The organism is Halosolutus halophilus (genome assembly GCF_022869805.1).
In the GTDB taxonomy this organism is placed as follows: domain Archaea; phylum Halobacteriota; class Halobacteria; order Halobacteriales; family Natrialbaceae; genus Halosolutus; species Halosolutus halophilus.
In genome coordinates, this window is the sequence record NZ_CP094974.1 from 94,704 (window position 1) to 110,495 (window position 15,792).

Sequence of the window (15,792 nt, forward strand, 5' to 3'; positions counted from 1 at the left end):
TCTCCGGGGGACGGCATCGCGACGCCGGAGGGTCCGAACCTGTCACGTACGAGAATGACAGCCTCTCCCGGAGCTGATCGGGTCCCGAAATCGTTTTCAACTCGTCACTCGGACAGTCGGTATGCCGACGGAATCGGACACTCATTATGACCCCTCGCTGGGGAACAAGTTCATCTTCGTCACCGGCGGCGTGATGTCTGGACTCGGCAAGGGGATCACGGCCGCGAGCACCGGCCGTCTTCTCAAGAACGCCGGGTTCGACGTCACCGCCGTCAAGATCGACCCGTATCTGAACGTCGATGCGGGGACGATGAACCCCTACCAGCACGGGGAGGTATACGTCCTGGAAGACGGCGGCGAGGTCGACCTTGACCTGGGGAACTACGAGCGGTTCCTCGACGTCGACATGACCTCGGACCACAACATCACCACCGGGAAGACCTACCAGCACGTCATCGAGAAAGAACGCGCCGGCGACTATCTGGGGAAGACGGTCCAGATCATCCCGCACATCACGGACGACATCAAGCGTCGAATCCGTGAGGCCGCCGACGGCACCGACGTCTGTATCGTCGAGGTCGGCGGTACCGTGGGCGACATCGAGGGAATGCCCTATCTCGAGGCGCTTCGCCAGTTCGCCCACGAGGAACCGGAGGAGAACGTCCTGTTCGTCCACGTCACGCTCGTCCCCTACTCGAAAAACGGCGAGCAAAAGACCAAGCCCACGCAACACAGCGTCAAGGAGGTCCGATCGATCGGCCTCCAGCCCGACGTGATCGTCGGCCGCTGTGACGATCGACTCGATCAGCAGACCAAAGAGAAGATCGCGCTCTTCTGTGACATCCCGACGGAGGCTGTCTTCTCGAACCCGGACGTCGAGGACGTCTATCACGTCCCGCTGATGGTCGAGGACGAGGGCCTCGACCAGTACGTACTGGAGCGGTTCGGCATCGCCGACGAGGCCCTGCCGGAGAGCGAGCGGACGAACGACTGGCGCGAGATCGTCACGACGGAGAAAGACGGCGCGGTCGACGTCGCGCTGGTCGGCAAGTACGACCTGGAGGACGCCTACATGTCGATTCACGAGTCGCTCAAGCACGCCGGCTTCGAACTCGGCGTCGACGTGAACGTCCACTGGGTGTCCGCCGGTGAGATGGCCGAGGGCCACGACGGCCAACTCGACGACGTCGACGGCGTCATCGTCCCCGGCGGGTTCGGAATGCGCGGCTCGGAGGGCAAAATCGAGGCCGTCCGCTATGCCCGCGAGAACGACGTGCCGTTCCTGGGACTCTGCCTGGGCTTCCAGATGGCCGTCGTCGAGTACGCCCGGAACGTGCTGGGACTCGAGGACGCTCACTCGGCGGAGATGGACGGAGAGACGCCCCATCCCGTCATCGACATCCTGCCCGAACAGTACGAGGTCGAGGACATGGGCGGCACGATGCGCCTGGGCGAGCACACGACCGTTATCGAACCCGAAACGCTCGCTTACGACCTCTACGGCGACACGTCCTGTTCCGAACGCCACCGCCACCGCTACGAGGTCAATCCCGAGTACTTCGATCGGTTCGAGGACGAACCGCTGGTGTTCTCGGGGACTGCCGGCAACCGGATGGAGATCCTCGAACTCGAGGACCACCCGTACTTCCTCGGGACGCAGTTCCATCCCGAGTACACGTCCCGGCCGGGCCAGCCGAGTCCACCGTTCCTCGGACTGGTCGAGGCCGTCCACGAGCAGACGGACGCGTCGCCCGACGACGCGGAAACGGACGCCGAAACGGAGGTAACCCACTGATGGTAGACACGGACACGTTCGTCCCGGACGCAGTCGCAGAGATCGAAGACCAAATCGACGACGCCAACGCCGTCATCGCGCTCTCGGGCGGTGTCGACTCCTCGGTCGCCGCCGCTCTGGCCTACGAGGCCATCGGCGATCGCCTCACTCCGGTCTACGTCGACACCGGCCTCATGCGCAGGGGCGAGACCGACCAGATCCGCGAGACGTTCGACTACATGGAGTCGCTGCGGATCGTCGACGCGAAAGATCGGTTCCTCGACGCGCTCTCCGGCGTCACCGACCCCGAGGAGAAACGCGAGGTCATCGGCGAGCAGTTCATCCGCGAGTTCGAGCGCGAGGCCACGGACGCGGACGCGGACTACCTCGTCCAGGGGACGATCTACCCCGATCGCATCGAGAGCGAGGGCGGGATCAAGTCCCACCACAACGTGGGCGGACTCCCGGAGGTCGTCGACTTCGAGGGCATCGTCGAGCCAGTACGCGACCTCTACAAGGACGAGGTCCGCGAGGTGGCGCGTCACCTCGGCCTCGACGAAATCGTCGCCGAGCGGATGCCGTTCCCCGGTCCCGGCCTGGCGGTGCGCGTGATCGGCGAGGTCACCGAGGAGAAACTCGAGGTCGCCCGCCACGCCTGTCACGTGGTCGAGGAAGAACTCGAGGAGTACGACCCCTGGCAAGCGCTCGCGGCGGTGATCGGCAAGGCGACCGGCGTGAAAGGCGACAACCGGGTACACGGGTGGGTCGTCTCCGTGCGATCGGTCGACTCGCGGGACGGGATGACCGCCCGCGCCCAGGAGATCGACTGGGAGACGCTCCAGCGCATCCAGTCCCGTATCACCGGCCAGAACGAGAACGTCGCCCGCGTCGTCTACGACGTGACGCACAAACCGCCCGCGACGATCGAGTACGAATGAGCATGGACGCGATCGTCGCCGGCCCGGACGAGGACGGTATCGCGGACGCACTCGAGGCCGAAGGCGTCGACGTGGCCCGCGTTACCGGCGTCGTCTCGCGGCCCGCACTCGAGGAGGCGGGCATCTGCGAGGCGGACCTGTACGTCCTGACCGACGTCGGACAGGCGACCACCATCCCGATCGCACACGACCTCAACGACGACCTGCGGACGGTCACCTACGCGCGGGAGACGATCCCCGAGTTCGTCAAGGGACAACTCGATCTCGCGATCGATCCCCAGTTGATGAACGCCACCGTCGTCGCCGAAGAACTGGCCGGTTGACGGAACCGGGGCCGGAGTCCGATCGGCATCTAGCTGTCAGCAGCTGATAATGTTAATTTAAAACAATTATAAATTCGTACAGTTACGGGATAAACGTTCTCGACTCGGTTTTCGATCGGATAAACTCGGGTTAAATTCGGGAGAATTCGACGTAAGACTCCTATACCGTCTCCCCCGTTCAAGTGGATCCCGCCACAAGTCCCGGGTGGAGGTCGACGGGCAGACCCCACCGAAGGCACCCCACAGCCTTTCCCCGTGACTTCCAGCAACCCCACCACAGCACCCTTCCCCCCACCATTGCCACACCGTTCCCGTTCGACGCAGGTTCGCTGCACCGGCCTGCATCGTCCTGCGGTTCTGGCACCGGGGCGTCCCCGCGCCCCGGATGCGTTTTCGTACCCGGAAGACGTGGCTATCCGTCCGAGCGATCGCGGAGTTGCCGTAACACCGGGATTTCCTCGCGCCGCTCCTCGTCGAGTAGCGTCCAGTCGATTCCCGACGGCTGACGTTGCTCCGGTGGTCGCCGTACCCGATCGGGCGTGACGACCAGCGTCATCGTGACGTCGTGACGTCCGATCGCGACCGGGTCGTCGATCAGTTGTCGCTCGTGCACCGTAGTCGCGACCGACGTCTCGTCGTCGACCAGCCCGAGATCACGGAGGACGGCGTACTCGAGATCGCTGTAGCCCTCGCCTTTTCCGATGCGACTGCCGTCTTCGGTCACTGCTACGCTGCCCGAAACGATCAGATCGATCGGCTCGACGTCCTCCGGCCCGACCTGGTCGCCGTGCGTCGACGATCCCGAGACCGTCGTCGCCGCGTCGTAGTCGTCGAGGGCGTCGGGATCGAGTTTCAGGAAACACCGCTCGTCCGCGAGTCTGGGGACTGCCATGTAGACCGTCTTGCCGTCCCGCAGGGCCCGCCGGCGGACGGGTAACTGCGGTGCGTCGGGATTCGCCTTGATCGTCGTCGCCGCCTCCCACTCGGGCTGGTCGGCCAGCCGATCGGCGGCCCGGTTCGCGTTTTCGAAATTCGGAATGCGGCCGTGGGGCGGGAATGGAAACCGGGCGACGCCGCTCTCCTCCAGATCGTCCCAGATGCGCTGTCTGATGGTCGCCTTGTCGATGGCGTCGTCGGTCCGATCGCCGCCGCTACGGTCGTCGATCCGATCGTCGTCGGCGTCGATCGGCCCCATCATTCATCACCGTTTACGTCGTCGTCGTCGTCCGCGGTCCGGTCTTCCCGAGCGAGGTCGACGAGGGCGGCCGCCTCCGGGAGGATGATGTCCTCGATCGCGAGCGACGCCGCATCGGGGTCGCCGGGGAGACAGAATACGAGGACCTGCTCGGAGACGCCGGCGAGCGTGCGCGTCGCGACGATTTGCGAGCCGATCAGCTCGTATCCGATCTGTGTGAACAGTTCGTCGAAGGCGGTTATCTCCTGCTCTAGCAACGGCTCGACGGCGTCGAGGGTGACGTCCTCGGGTTCGATACTCGTCGCGCCGGCGGTGACCACGAAGTCGACGTCGTCCCGATCGATCATCCGCTCGACGATCGACTGGACCTTGTCGTAGTCGGGCCCGACGTGTTCGCGCATGGCGATCTCGTGTCCCTCGGCTTCGAAACCCGTGACGACGGCTTTACCGGCCTCGTCCGACGCGAGGTCGCGGTCGGCGGCGATCGTGACGACGCCGACGCAGAACGTGCGCTCACCGGCGTCAGTCGCGTCCGCGTTTTGCTCGCTCATATCCCGTCGTTCCACCGGGAGCGGATAAAACGCATGGCAACCCGACCGGACGTGCGGGGCAGCGGGGCCAAACTGTTATGCCCGCGGTTTCCGTCACTCCGAGTGTATGCAAGCGGTCAAGATCACCGAACACGGCGACACGGACGTCATCGAGTACGGCGACTATCCCGATCCCGAGATCGGCCGGGACGAGGTCCTGGTCGACGTGAAGGCGGGAGCGCTGAACCACCTCGACGTCTGGGTTCGCCGTGGGCTGCCGACGCTCGACCTCGAGATGCCGCACGTCCCGGGCAGCGACGCGGCCGGGGTCGTCGAGGAAACCGGTCCCGACGTCACCCGGTTCGATGAGGGCGATCGGGTCGCGCTCACCGCCGGGGTCAACTGCGGCGAGTGCGAGTTCTGTCGCCACGGGGATCCGACGCTCTGTGTCAACTTCCACCTGATCGGCGAACACGTCACCGGGGTCCACTCCGAGTACGCGGCGATCCCCGAGGACAACCTGATCCCCGTCCCCGAGGGCGTCGACTGGGTCACTGCGGGGGCCTCGTCGCTCGTCTTCCAGACCGCCTGGCGGATGCTGATCGATCGGGCGGACATCGAGTCCGGCGAAAAGGTCCTCGTCCTCGGGGCGAGCGGCGGCGTCGGGCACGCCGCCGTCCAGATCGCCGACTACGCCGGTGCGGAGGTGTACGCGACGGGGAGCACCGAAGAAAAGCTCGCTCACGCGACCGATCTCGGTGCGGATCACGTCGTCAACTACGAGGAGCAGAACTTCGCGAGCTGGGTTCGCGAGGAGACCGGCGGCCGCGGCGTCGACGTCGTCGTCGACTACATCGGAGCCGGCACCTGGCGCGATTCGATCAAGAGCCTGGCGAAGAACGGTCGGCTGGTCACCTGCGGCGGGACCGCCGGGCCGAACCCCGAGACGGACATTCCGCGGATCTTCTGGAACCAGTTGCAGATCATCGGCTCGACCATGGGGACGCCGGGTCAGGTCGACGACGTGATGGAACTCGTCTGGGACGGCACCTTCGAACCCGCGATCCGCGAGGTGATGCCGATGAGCGAGACGCCACGCGCCCACGAGATGATCGAGGGCCGCGAGGGCTTCGGTAAGGTCGTCGTGCGACCCGATAGCGAACTGTAGCGGCGCGCGGCGAACTGCCGTGAAGTGCGGTAAACTGTCGCGGCACACGGGCCGAACGGTGGCCACAGCAGGTTCGTTCGCCGCGGGTCCGACCCCGATCGAGACCGGAACCGTGAGGGCTTTCTTTGCGCGGTCGAAACGTTCGCTCGTGACCTCGAGCGACGACAGCGGCTACGTGCACGACCCCTCGGCGTTCGACGACGAACCCCGACGCGAGTCGGCAGACGACTCGCCAGCGGCGGGGTCGGCCGCGGCCGACGACCGGGTCCACGGTTCGCCCCATCCCGAGGCGGCCGATCGGGAGTTCGACTGGCGCGGCTGGACGCTCGTCGCCGTCATCGTCTTCGCCTTCGTCGTCGCACCGGCGACGATCCTTCTCGTGCCGCCGAGCGGCGAGGGATACCGGTTCGCCCTGTTGATCCTGCCGCTCGTCCCCGCCGTGTTGCTGGCGGTGACGGCCGTCTGGGCGACGACGCGGCCCTGATACTGTGCCGGACGTCGGTGAGCCGGCCGACGGTGGAACACTCGGTGCGAAGCCGATCGCAGCGTCTCGGCCGGTATCGCTGGAAGCGGCCGGAGGCAAACGCCGGCTCTTCGAGCAGTTCCGTCCGCTCGTCTGAAAAATCGCGATGTCAGTGCTCGGCGTCGAGGATCTCCGCGAGCCGGGTCAGGACGGTCGATCCGTGGACGAGGTCCTGTCGTGGTGTCGCGTCCCGATCGACGTACTCGGCGAGTGTGTCGTGGAGGCGACGCGCCTGATAGCCGGTGAGCGTCTCCGAATCGGATTCGATCGTCTCGACCAGTTCGAGCGTCCACGTCGGTGGCGATTCGTCGTCGTCGATCGCCTCGTCGACGCGCTCCGACAGAACGTGGTGGACGACCCATTGTTCTTCTCTGGAGAGCGTAACATCGTACGTCTCGGTTTCCGGGGGTGTGGAACTCATTACGTCACACGGACCGATTTCGTCGGCCCTCGGACGACGCTACGAAGGGTGGTATAATAAACCTTGTTACCAATTCGCATGGTTCGGGGGAACACGTCGACCTCGGCGACGGTCGACCGGGCCAGACGATCGATCAGGTCAGGCAACCGGTCAGATCCGGCAGCCGTCGGTGACGGCCGGTCGATCGCGCCCGTTCCTCAGTCCGAACGGACGTCCCGCCGCATCGCGATCTCGAACCACGGGCAGAGACGCAACTGGCGGTACCACTCGGGGTTCGAGTGCAGGCGCTCGTAGGGGACCCACATGAGGCCGGCGACCTCCTCCTCGTCGGGATCGAGCGTCGTGTCCGTCAGCGTGAGTTGCAGGACGGCACAGACCTCGTGTTCGACGCCCGCGTTCTCGAAGTAGCGCTTGTACTCGAAGCGATCGGTCAGGCGCAGGTCGTCGTACTGGTCGGGCGTGATCCCGAGTTCTTCCCGGAGGCGCTGGCGGGTCGCCTGTTCCTGACTCTGTCCCTCGACCGGGTGAGAGGCGACGGTGCCGTCCCAGTACGTTCCCCAGAGGCGTTTCCCCGGGGCACGCTGGGCGAGCAGGATGTTGTCCTCCTCGTCGAACACGAGCGAGGTGAACGCTCGATGACGGATGCCGTCACCCGTGTGGGCCTCGAGGCGGTTGACGAGGTTGAGTTCGGTGTCGTCTTCGTCGACGGCGATGACGTCCTGCGCTGCGTTCTCGTGCGGGAGGTCCTCCGGCGTGCTCATACGCCCACAATCACGACGACTCTTGAAACCAGTATCGTCTTGGCCGCTTCGATCGTGGGCCGTGCGTTACTGAGGTCACCGATCGCCGTCGCCCGATACCGAGATCGGCCACAGATCGCCGCCGTCGGGATTCGGTCGATAGCCGTCCCCGACGGCGACCGTGAGCGTCTCCGCGTTCGTCTCGAGGTGCAGCGTCTGGGTCTCGAGCATTTCCCCGTCGAGACTGTACTCGACGGCGTCCCGACGGCTCTCGAGAACGAGCGATGGCGTCCGCCGCCGGACGATGTGCGTGCTGTCCGCGCCGAACAGCCCCTCGAGGGCCGCACCGCCGAGCAGATTGGTCGTCGCGGCGTCTTCGACGATCGTCACCTCGAACAGGCCGTCCTCGACGTTGGCCTGCGCAGCGCGCGTCCCGGTGAACCGCCGGCAGTTTCCGACCAGGACGAACAGAGCCTCGCCCTCCCAGGTCCGTGCCACTTTCCCGTTCGGTCCCGCGGCCGTCTCCACCCGTAGCGGGAGCGAGTCGAACGACCCGATCGTCTTCAGGGTGTTCTTGACGTACGCGAGCACGCCCAACTCCTGTTTGCTCTCCGAGGTCGTCTCGCTGCTCGCTTCGGCGGTGACGCCCCCGACACAGGAGTTGACGAAGACCCGGTCGTTCGCAATTCCGATGTCGATCGATCGGCGTCGGCCGTTCTCGATCACGGAAAACGCGTGTTCGATCCCCTGGATCCCGACGTTCGTCGCGAAGTTGTTCCCCGTCCCGGTGGGGACGACGGCGACGGTCGTCGCGTCGAACGCGTTCGCGGCAGCGATCCCGTTGACGACCTCGTTGAGGGTCCCGTCGCCGCCGACCGCGGCGACGAGGTCGGCGTCGGGCGCGGCGTCACGGGCCATGCGCTTCGCGTCACCGCTATCCTCGGTCTTTCGAATCTCGAAGCCGTGCTTGGCTGCGAGTTCGATCACGTCGTCGACGTGGTCCTCGCTCCCGCTTACGGGATTGAGGACGAGAACGCGTTCGTTCGCTCCGTCGGGTCCCATGCTGCGATTCATGCCGGCCGTGCGCAAAAGGGCCTCCCCGGCGTTTGCCCCTGTATGTACGCCGTCGACCTGCATACGCACACGCGGTTCTTCCACGGGCGTCGCCCTCTCGGGGATCGGTTCGACCCGCTCGGCGTTCGACTGCTCGCCACGGCGGCCCGGCGTCGCGGCCTCGACGGGATCGCGACGACCAACCACGATTACTACACGGCGTTCGACCCGTCCCCGGACGTCGAAACGCTGCCGGGGATCGAGATCACGACCGATCGCGGCCACGTCCTCGTCGTCGGCCCCGATCCGCCGGCGGCGACGAAACCCGGCGCGCTCTCGCCGCGAGAGGCAGTCGCGCTGGCACACGACTGCGACTGCGCCGCGATCGTCGCCCACCCGTACCGCAACAGTACGGTGCGGGAACTCGAGGACGTCCCGTTCGACGCGATCGAGGTCAACGGTAAACACCCGCGTTCGCAACCGCTCGTCGAGGAGTTAGCCGGCGAGCGGGACCTGCCACTGGTCGGCGGCAGCGACGCCCACTACCCCTTCGAGGTGGGGCGGGCGTACACGGTCGTCGACGCCGATCGGCTCACGCCCGAGTCGGTCGTCGACGCGATCCGCGACGGGAACGTCAGCGCGCGCGTCTCCCGCTCGTGGCTCGATCGAACACTGCGCCGGGGGTATCAGGCGATTCACCGCCGCAAGCACGTGATCGACGCGATCGAACGGCCGACGCCCGGCGTGGGGACCCCGCCGGGAGAGGACGGAACCTGAGCGACTCAGCCGAGTTGCTCGTCCAGAATCAGGCGCGTCTTCGTGCTCACGACCTCGTCCTGGTCGCGGGCCTGCGTGATGAGATCGTTCACGCCGCGCGTGTCCGCGGCGTCGACGACGAGCACGATGTCCTGTTCGCCCGAGACCATCCAGACGAAGTCGACCTCTTCCCACTCGGCCATCCGTTCGGAGACCGCCTTCGTATCGACGTCGACCGCGACGCCGATTTCGAGCATCGCCTTGACGTTGCCCGTCCGGGTCGAGATCGTAAAGCGTTCGATGACGTCGTCGTCCATCATTCGCTCGACGCGGTTGCGGACGGTGCCTTCGCTCGTTCCGACCTCGTCTGCGATCTCCGTGTACGGCGTCCGGGCGTCACGACGGAGGATATCGAGGATCTGTCGGTCCAGGTCGTCCATGGAGATGCGTGACTACGTGTGTCCTGCACTTACCGATTACGAATTTCGTAACTCAGTTTCGAAGACAACACTTATGCCGGTAGGATCAATACGTAGTTCGTAATGACAGCAGCCTACGTTGCGCTGGAAGGGGGCCACGTAATCGAGGGCCGTGGTCGTGCTCCGGGAACGGCTCGTGGCGAACTGGTTTTCACGACGGCGTACACCGGCTACGAAGAAAGTCTGACCGACCCGTCCTACGAGGAACAGGTCCTGACGTTCTCGTACCCGCTGATCGGCAACTACGGCGTCCGCGAGGAGCGGTTCGAGTCCGATCGCGTCCACCCGCGTGCGGTTCTCGCGCGCGAACTCACCGAAGACGTCGCCGAGTGGCTCGCGAGCGAAGGCGTGCCGGCGATCGACCACCTCGACACGCGAGAGGTCGTCACCGACATCCGCGACGGCGGCGCGATGAAGTGTGGAATCGCCGTCGGCGAGGACGTCACCGAAGCGGACGCCCTCGCGGAACTCGAGGAATGCAAGGCGATGAGCGACCACACGGAGATCGGTGCGCAGGTCAGCGTCGACGAGCCGATCGTCCACGGCGAGGACAACGACGGCGAGACCGTCGCGCTGATCGACTGCGGCGCGAAGGGATCGATCGTCGACTCGCTGCTCGCCCGCGACGCGACCGTCCACGTTCTGCCCCACGACGCGAGCGTCGCCGACGTCGAGGCCGTCGACCCCGACGTCCTGTTCATCTCGAACGGTCCCGGCGACCCCGCGAACTACGAGGGATCGATCGCGCTCGTCGAGGCATTCGTCGAGGACACGCCCGTGGCCGGCATCTGTCTCGGACAGCAGATCGTCGCCGAAGCGCTCGGCGGCACCACCGAGAAGATGACGTTCGGTCACCGCGGCGTCAACCAGCCCGTCCTCGACCTCGAGTCGGGGCAGGTCGTCATGACGACCCAGAACCACGGCTACACCGTGGCCGACCCCGGCGACCACCTCGAGGTTACGCAGATCAACGTCAACGACGACACGCCGGAGGGGATCGACGGCATCGAGTACGACGTCATCACCCGCCAGTACCACCCCGAGGCCAATCCCGGACCGGAGGACACCCTCGACTTCTTCGACGACGTCCTCGCGATGGCGAACGGCCGGAGCCAGCGACCCGTTCCCGCCGACGACTGACGCCGTTTCGACGTTTTGCCGTCTCTCGATTCGTCTCGCTGGACCTCATCAGTGAGAGCCGACCGTGGGACTCTGACGCCGTCCTCTCGCCTACCGCTCGAACTCGTAGACGACCGTCACGCTCGCGCTCACGGTCACCGGGCCGGCGTCGAACTCGGTCTCTGGCGCGGCGGCGTCGGCTTCCGCGACTTCGGCGGCCCCGTACCGGACCGAGCCGACCCGGACGTCGCTCGTCGTCACCGATTTCGTGCCGGTGATCTCGACCTCGCGGTTGGCCGCGACGTGGTCGGCCTCGCTGTCTGCGTTTGCGAGCGCGTCGTCGAGCGCGTCGTTGCGGAGTTCGCTCCGCGTCTCCTCCTGCAGGGTAAAATTCACGCGGCCGACGTCGTCCGCACCGGCGGCGATCGATTCGTCGACGACCTCGCCGACGCGGTCCACGTCGTCGATCGTGAGGGTGAACGATCGCGACCCGCGGAAGCCGTCCTCGGAACCGTCCCTGTCCCGATCGGGGTGGACGCGATATCGGCCTTCCTCGACGTTCTCGTCGGGGAGTCCGAGGTCGTCGAACGTCTCCCGGAGCGGCTCCGATCGGGTGGCCAGTTCGTCACGCACCGCCTCGGCCGTGTCGCCGCGTGCTCGGATGCCGATGCTGATCGTCGCCCTGTCAGGTTCCGTTTCGACCTCGCCGTCGGCGCTGACGGTAATCTCGTACTCGGCGTCGCCGGTGGTCGTCGCTCCCTCGTTTCCGTCGCTGCTGAGCGCACTGCTTGCACAGCCTGCCATCGCCGTTGCGACACCGACGCTCGATGCCGCGAGGAACTGTCGTCGATCCATACCGGAGCGATCTCATGCCAGTGAAAAAACACCTCGTCTAGCTCAAATGCATCTTTGAGTGAGGGTCCATCTGCCGGAATCCGGGACAGGTACTTGTCGCGACACGTCGTCACTGTCACCACGGCTGGTTCGAACTCGCTCATGCCCGACGATCGACTCCTCCTCCCCGTCGCGAACCCCGACACCGCCGATCGACTGCTCGGTACGGCGATCGACGTCGCCCGCGACCGTAGCCTCGAGATTCTCGTGCTCTCGGTCGTCACCGTCCCGGTTCAGCTCTCGCTCGAGCAGGCGCGCCGCGAACTGGAGATCGACGATCGCAAGGCGCTCGTCGACGACGCGGTCGAGCAGTCCCGGGCGAACGGGATCGAGGCGACGGGACGGATCAGGTTCGCCCGTAGCGCGGCGACTGCGATCTGCGGGCTCGCCGAGGACGATTCCGTGTCGACGATCCTGCTCGGGTGGCGCGGCCGCCCGCGTCGGCAAGACGTCGTCCTCGGGAGCACGATCGACGCGGTGCTCGCGGACGCACCGTGTGACGTGCTCGTCGAACGGCTCGACGAGGGGCCGATCCGCGTCTCGTCGCTGCTCGTCCCCGTCGCAGGCGGACCCAACACCGAACTCGCCGCCGAGGTCGCCGGGTCGCTCGCGCGGGCACGCGAGGCGCACGTCGAACTCGTCACGGTTACTGCCGATCGCGACGACGAAACGGTCGCCGAGGCTCGCGAACTGCTCGACCGTACGGAACCGTCACTGGGCGCCGTCGAGTCCGTCGAACGGACCGTCCTCGCGGGCCCGGTCGTCGAGACGATCGTCGATCGGACGGCGCGCCACGACGTGACCGTCATCGGTGCCGCCGAGGGTGGGTTCCTCCGACGCGTGCTCGTGGGCAGCGTCCCGGAAGCCGTCGGGCGCGAGGCCGACAGTACGGTCATCATGGCCAGGCGCAACGAACCCGTTTCGCAGGCGCTGTGGCGGCGGCTTCGCGATCGGGTCCGGTGGTGATCGGCCCCGGCGGACGCCGTTTTCGAAGCGAGCGCAACGGCAGCCCCCACGCGATCGGGGAAATCGATCGGCGGCCGAAGGTATTCGGGACAACTGGGACTGCGGCCGTCCCTGTTCGATCAACTGATGGATCGGACTGTAGACGTCGACGGTGAACCGTACGTCGTGGACGCCCTCGACGAACTGATCGGCGAGACGCCGCTGGTACGACTGGACGCCTTCGCCGACAATCTCTTCGGGAAAGTCGAGGCGGGAAACCCGTACTCGGTGAAGGATCGTATCGCCCGCGAGATGCTCGACGCCGCCGAACGCGAGGGTGTACTCGAACCGGGTGACACCGTGGTCGAATCGACGAGCGGCAATACGGGCATCGGGCTCGCGGCGGTCTCTGCCGCGCGCGGATACGACTGCGTGCTGACGATGCCATCCTCGATGTCGACGGAACGACGGCAACTCCTGCGGGCGCTCGGGGCAGAACTCGAACTGACGGCCGCAGAGAACGGGATGGCGGGAGCCAACGAACGCGCCGAGGAGATCGTCGCCGGACGCGACGACGCAATCATGGCTCGCCAGTTCGAAAACGAGGCGAATCCCGCGGCCCACCGACGAACGACGGGGCCGGAAATCTGGGCCGATACGAACGGCGAGGTCGACGCAGTCGTCGCCGGCGTCGGAACCGGGGGTACGATCACCGGCGTCTCGGAGCACCTGAAAGAAGATCGAGGAAAATCGGCGGTCACGGCGGTCGCGGTCGAACCCGCCGCGTCGCCGACGCTGTCCGAACTCAGCGACGACAGCCACGACATCCAGGGGATCGGCCCGGGATTCGTGCCGGACGTCCTCCGAACCGACCTCGTCGACGAAATCCGTGCCGTCGACGCCACGGCAGCCAGAGACGCGGCTCGGCAACTGGGTCGGACCGAGGGGCTCCTCGTCGGAATCTCTTCCGGCGCGGCGCTTGCTGGCGCCGCCGAGTACGCGAACGAGCATCCGGACGAGTCGACGGTCGTCGTCCTCCCGGATACCGGCGAGCGGTACCTCTCGACCGACCTCTACGCGATCGAGTGACCGATCGAAATCGAGACGCCGGGGTCGAGACGGATCGCTCTCGCGTGCAGAATTCGGCTCAGTTCGCGTCCAGCACGTCGAACGCGTAATCCGGCCGATTCGTGACGAGGATATCGAGGTCGTGCTCGAGCACGTCGCGGATCGTCTCTTTCGTATCGACGAGTTTCCAGATGCCGGCAGTGAGCCCCGCGTCCCGTGCGTCGCTGACGAAGGTCGATACGCCGTGGGGCGCGTAGTGACTGAACGCCACGTCGGCGCCGGCGGCCGCAGCGTCCTCCGCGAGCCACGGCGTCGGCACCGAACCGACCAGCCCGGTCGAAACGCCGTCCTCCTGTGCCGGATCGAGCGCCGCGGTTTCGAACGAAATTATCGTGACGCGATCGCTGAGACCGTGTCGGACGACGGTCTCGAGGACCACGTCGGTGTAGCCGCCGGCTTTCAGTTCGAGGTAGATCGACGCGCTGGTCGGCGCGATAGTTTCGAGCGCCTGGTCGAGCGTGATGAGCGGTTCGCCGTCGATCCGCGCCCCTCGAATCTCGTCCCAGGGCCGGTTCCGGATCCAGCCGTGTCCCGTCGAATCCCAGTCGAGGACGGGATCGTGGAACAACACCAGTTCGTCGTCGCTGGTCGGTCGCACGTCGAGTTCCACCCCGTCGACGCCGACGTCGAGTGCGCGACGGATCGCGGCTTCCGTGTTCGGCGGTGCGAGCCCTTCAGCGCCACGGTGGCCGACGATCGTCGGGCGATCGGCCGGCACCGATCCGGACCCGATCAGCGGCGACATCCCCCAGACCGCGACCGCCGAGAGTCCCGCTCCCATCCCGGCGAGCAGGCGTCGTCGAGAAACCTCGGGACGAGAGCAAAGCGACATAAACGAGATAATTCACCGCATCCATATCAACTTTCTTACGACGGAATTGCGGTGGATGGTAGCACACTGAAAGATATCTCGGCCGATCGAGCGCTCCAAGTGCGCGTCCGGTCCCGGTTCGAACCGCGGCGCATCCGAATCCGGAACAGCTTTGCTGTCAAATTCCCAAGGTCGCTCCGTGAGTCGACTCGAACGCGTCACCGCCTGGCTACGGGCCCGACCAGTCATCACGGTCTTCCTGTTGCTCGCAGCCGTGCCGACCGGTCTCGCGGCCCTTTCCTTTCGCCAGCCGATCGGGATCCCCCCCGCCGTCCTCTCCGGTCTCGAACTGCTGTTCTGGCTGCTCGTCTACGCGCCAGTCGCCGGTATCAAATCGTGGCTACTCGAACCGATCGGACTCGACGCGCTCTTTGCCGTTCCCGGTCTCCAGCAGGCCATCGTGTTCGCCCTCCTGCTCGGATTCTATTACGCTCTTAGTCTCACGCTCGTTCGGATCGGCGCGGTGGTTCGCGCCCACTACCGGACGAGGCCGTGACGTCCGACGGTCAGAAACGCACCGCCCCGATCAGGACGGCGACGAGCGGAACGGCGACGGCGGCGTGAACGATCACCAGCACCGTCTGCCCGGCCGTCGAGACGCCCATCGAGGGGGCGACGAGGAGCACCGGGGCCAGCATGGCCACGAAGACGACGGCGGCGAGTGCGACGAAGTTCCGGGTCGGGCGGGCAGTCACGCGAGCCAGTACCGCGTAGGCGACTGCGGCCCCAGCACCGGCGACGACGATACTCGCGACCGTCGGTCCGGCGGCGAACGGGCTGTCCGGCCCGGAAACGCCCAGGTCGACCCCGAGGAGGGTGACGGCCCCGAGAACGAGCAGGCTGGCGGCGATGGCAACCACGATGCCGAGCGTCGTCCGGCGAACGAGACTGCTCGCACTCGTGGCTACTGGGTATCGTGTGTTTGTAGTTCCCAT

The 15,792-nt window shown here is 66.2% G+C and carries 19 protein-coding genes; 10 read left to right on the forward strand and 9 right to left on the reverse strand.

The features are described from left to right. Positions 1-121: 121 nt before the first annotated feature. The 3 genes from pyrG to MUG98_RS00550 are packed head-to-tail and all read left to right on the forward strand — an operon-like array spanning position 122 to position 3,035. Entirely contained in the window at positions 122-1,795 is a 1,674-nt protein-coding gene (gene pyrG, locus MUG98_RS00540) for a glutamine hydrolyzing CTP synthase (RefSeq protein ID WP_265110241.1), read from the forward strand. Then, positions 1,795-2,712 (forward strand): glutamine-hydrolyzing GMP synthase, encoded by a 918-nt coding sequence (guaA, locus tag MUG98_RS00545; protein WP_265110242.1) that lies wholly within the window; start codon positions 1,795-1,797, stop codon positions 2,710-2,712. The genes pyrG and guaA overlap by 1 nt, the downstream gene beginning before the upstream one ends. Beyond that, a complete protein-coding gene (locus MUG98_RS00550) occupies positions 2,709-3,035 on the forward strand; it encodes a DUF7126 family protein (RefSeq protein WP_265110243.1) in 327 nt (108 codons plus the stop codon). Before guaA ends, MUG98_RS00550 begins: the two co-directional genes overlap by 4 nt. Positions 3,036-3,447: 412 nt before the next feature. Here the strand turns inward: MUG98_RS00550 and MUG98_RS00555 are convergent, their stop codons facing one another. Together MUG98_RS00555 and MUG98_RS00560 are read right to left on the reverse strand one after the other, a co-directional pair. Next, on the reverse strand, positions 3,448-4,230 hold the full coding sequence (locus MUG98_RS00555) for a 5-formyltetrahydrofolate cyclo-ligase (protein ID WP_265110244.1): 783 nt from the start codon (positions 4,228-4,230) through the stop codon (positions 3,448-3,450). Further along, positions 4,230-4,781 (reverse strand): MogA/MoaB family molybdenum cofactor biosynthesis protein, encoded by a 552-nt coding sequence (locus tag MUG98_RS00560; RefSeq protein WP_265110245.1) that lies wholly within the window; start codon positions 4,779-4,781, stop codon positions 4,230-4,232. Before MUG98_RS00560 ends, MUG98_RS00555 begins: the two co-directional genes overlap by 1 nt. Positions 4,782-4,887: 106 nt before the next feature. On the opposite strand from MUG98_RS00560, the gene MUG98_RS00565 reads away from it, so the two are divergent. Beyond that, the gene (locus MUG98_RS00565) at positions 4,888-5,928 is read left to right on the forward strand and encodes a zinc-binding dehydrogenase (RefSeq protein WP_265110246.1); all 1,041 of its coding nucleotides are present in this window, start codon (positions 4,888-4,890) and stop codon (positions 5,926-5,928) included. Positions 5,929-6,076: 148 nt separating this feature from the next. Then, positions 6,077-6,412 (forward strand): DUF7977 family protein, encoded by a 336-nt coding sequence (locus tag MUG98_RS00570; RefSeq protein WP_265110247.1) that lies wholly within the window; start codon positions 6,077-6,079, stop codon positions 6,410-6,412. A 148-nt stretch (positions 6,413-6,560) separates the two neighbouring features. Here the strand turns inward: MUG98_RS00570 and MUG98_RS00575 are convergent, their stop codons facing one another. The 3 genes from MUG98_RS00575 to MUG98_RS00585 form a co-directional block, all read right to left on the reverse strand. After that, positions 6,561-6,872 (reverse strand): DUF7853 family protein, encoded by a 312-nt coding sequence (locus tag MUG98_RS00575; RefSeq protein WP_265110248.1) that lies wholly within the window; start codon positions 6,870-6,872, stop codon positions 6,561-6,563. 197 nt (positions 6,873-7,069) lie between these two features. Then, a complete protein-coding gene (locus MUG98_RS00580; RefSeq protein ID WP_265110249.1) occupies positions 7,070-7,633 on the reverse strand; it encodes an NUDIX hydrolase in 564 nt (187 codons plus the stop codon). A 75-nt stretch (positions 7,634-7,708) separates the two neighbouring features. Next, positions 7,709-8,686, reverse strand: coding sequence for a diacylglycerol/lipid kinase family protein (locus MUG98_RS00585; RefSeq protein ID WP_265112527.1), 978 nt, complete (start codon positions 8,684-8,686; stop codon positions 7,709-7,711). 42 nt (positions 8,687-8,728) lie between these two features. Here MUG98_RS00585 and MUG98_RS00590 point away from each other — a divergent pair, with 42 nt between their 5' ends. Further along, the gene (locus MUG98_RS00590; protein WP_265110250.1) at positions 8,729-9,442 is read left to right on the forward strand and encodes a PHP domain-containing protein; all 714 of its coding nucleotides are present in this window, start codon (positions 8,729-8,731) and stop codon (positions 9,440-9,442) included. Between the two features lie 5 nt (positions 9,443-9,447). Here the strand turns inward: MUG98_RS00590 and MUG98_RS00595 are convergent, their stop codons facing one another. Beyond that, complete coding sequence (locus tag MUG98_RS00595; RefSeq protein ID WP_265110251.1) at positions 9,448-9,861, reverse strand: Lrp/AsnC family transcriptional regulator; 414 nt, start codon at positions 9,859-9,861, stop codon at positions 9,448-9,450. Between the two features lie 102 nt (positions 9,862-9,963). Between MUG98_RS00595 and carA the strand changes: the two genes are divergently transcribed. Continuing rightward, a complete protein-coding gene (gene carA / locus MUG98_RS00600) occupies positions 9,964-11,040 on the forward strand; it encodes a glutamine-hydrolyzing carbamoyl-phosphate synthase small subunit (protein ID WP_265110252.1) in 1,077 nt (358 codons plus the stop codon). A 90-nt stretch (positions 11,041-11,130) separates the two neighbouring features. On the opposite strand, the gene MUG98_RS00605 is transcribed toward carA, so the two are convergent. Further along, positions 11,131-11,874, reverse strand: coding sequence for an SIMPL domain-containing protein (locus MUG98_RS00605; RefSeq protein ID WP_265110253.1), 744 nt, complete (start codon positions 11,872-11,874; stop codon positions 11,131-11,133). A 141-nt stretch (positions 11,875-12,015) separates the two neighbouring features. On the opposite strand from MUG98_RS00605, the gene MUG98_RS00610 reads away from it, so the two are divergent. Together MUG98_RS00610 and cysK are read left to right on the forward strand one after the other, a co-directional pair. Continuing rightward, on the forward strand, positions 12,016-12,879 hold the full coding sequence (locus MUG98_RS00610; RefSeq protein WP_265110254.1) for a universal stress protein: 864 nt from the start codon (positions 12,016-12,018) through the stop codon (positions 12,877-12,879). Positions 12,880-13,005: 126 nt separating this feature from the next. Next, positions 13,006-13,947, forward strand: coding sequence for a cysteine synthase A (gene cysK / locus MUG98_RS00615; protein WP_265110255.1), 942 nt, complete (start codon positions 13,006-13,008; stop codon positions 13,945-13,947). A 58-nt stretch (positions 13,948-14,005) separates the two neighbouring features. On the opposite strand, the gene MUG98_RS00620 is transcribed toward cysK, so the two are convergent. Further along, positions 14,006-14,818 carry a glycerophosphodiester phosphodiesterase gene (locus MUG98_RS00620; protein ID WP_265110256.1) on the reverse strand — a complete coding sequence of 271 codons (813 nt, stop codon included), beginning with the start codon at positions 14,816-14,818 and terminating at the stop codon, positions 14,006-14,008. Positions 14,819-14,996: 178 nt separating this feature from the next. On the opposite strand from MUG98_RS00620, the gene MUG98_RS00625 reads away from it, so the two are divergent. Further along, positions 14,997-15,353, forward strand: coding sequence for a hypothetical protein (locus tag MUG98_RS00625; protein WP_265110257.1), 357 nt, complete (start codon positions 14,997-14,999; stop codon positions 15,351-15,353). A 10-nt stretch (positions 15,354-15,363) separates the two neighbouring features. On the opposite strand, the gene MUG98_RS00630 is transcribed toward MUG98_RS00625, so the two are convergent. Next, positions 15,364-15,792: a DUF6069 family protein gene (locus MUG98_RS00630; protein ID WP_265110258.1), complete on the reverse strand. Its 429-nt coding sequence runs from the start codon at positions 15,790-15,792 to the stop codon at positions 15,364-15,366.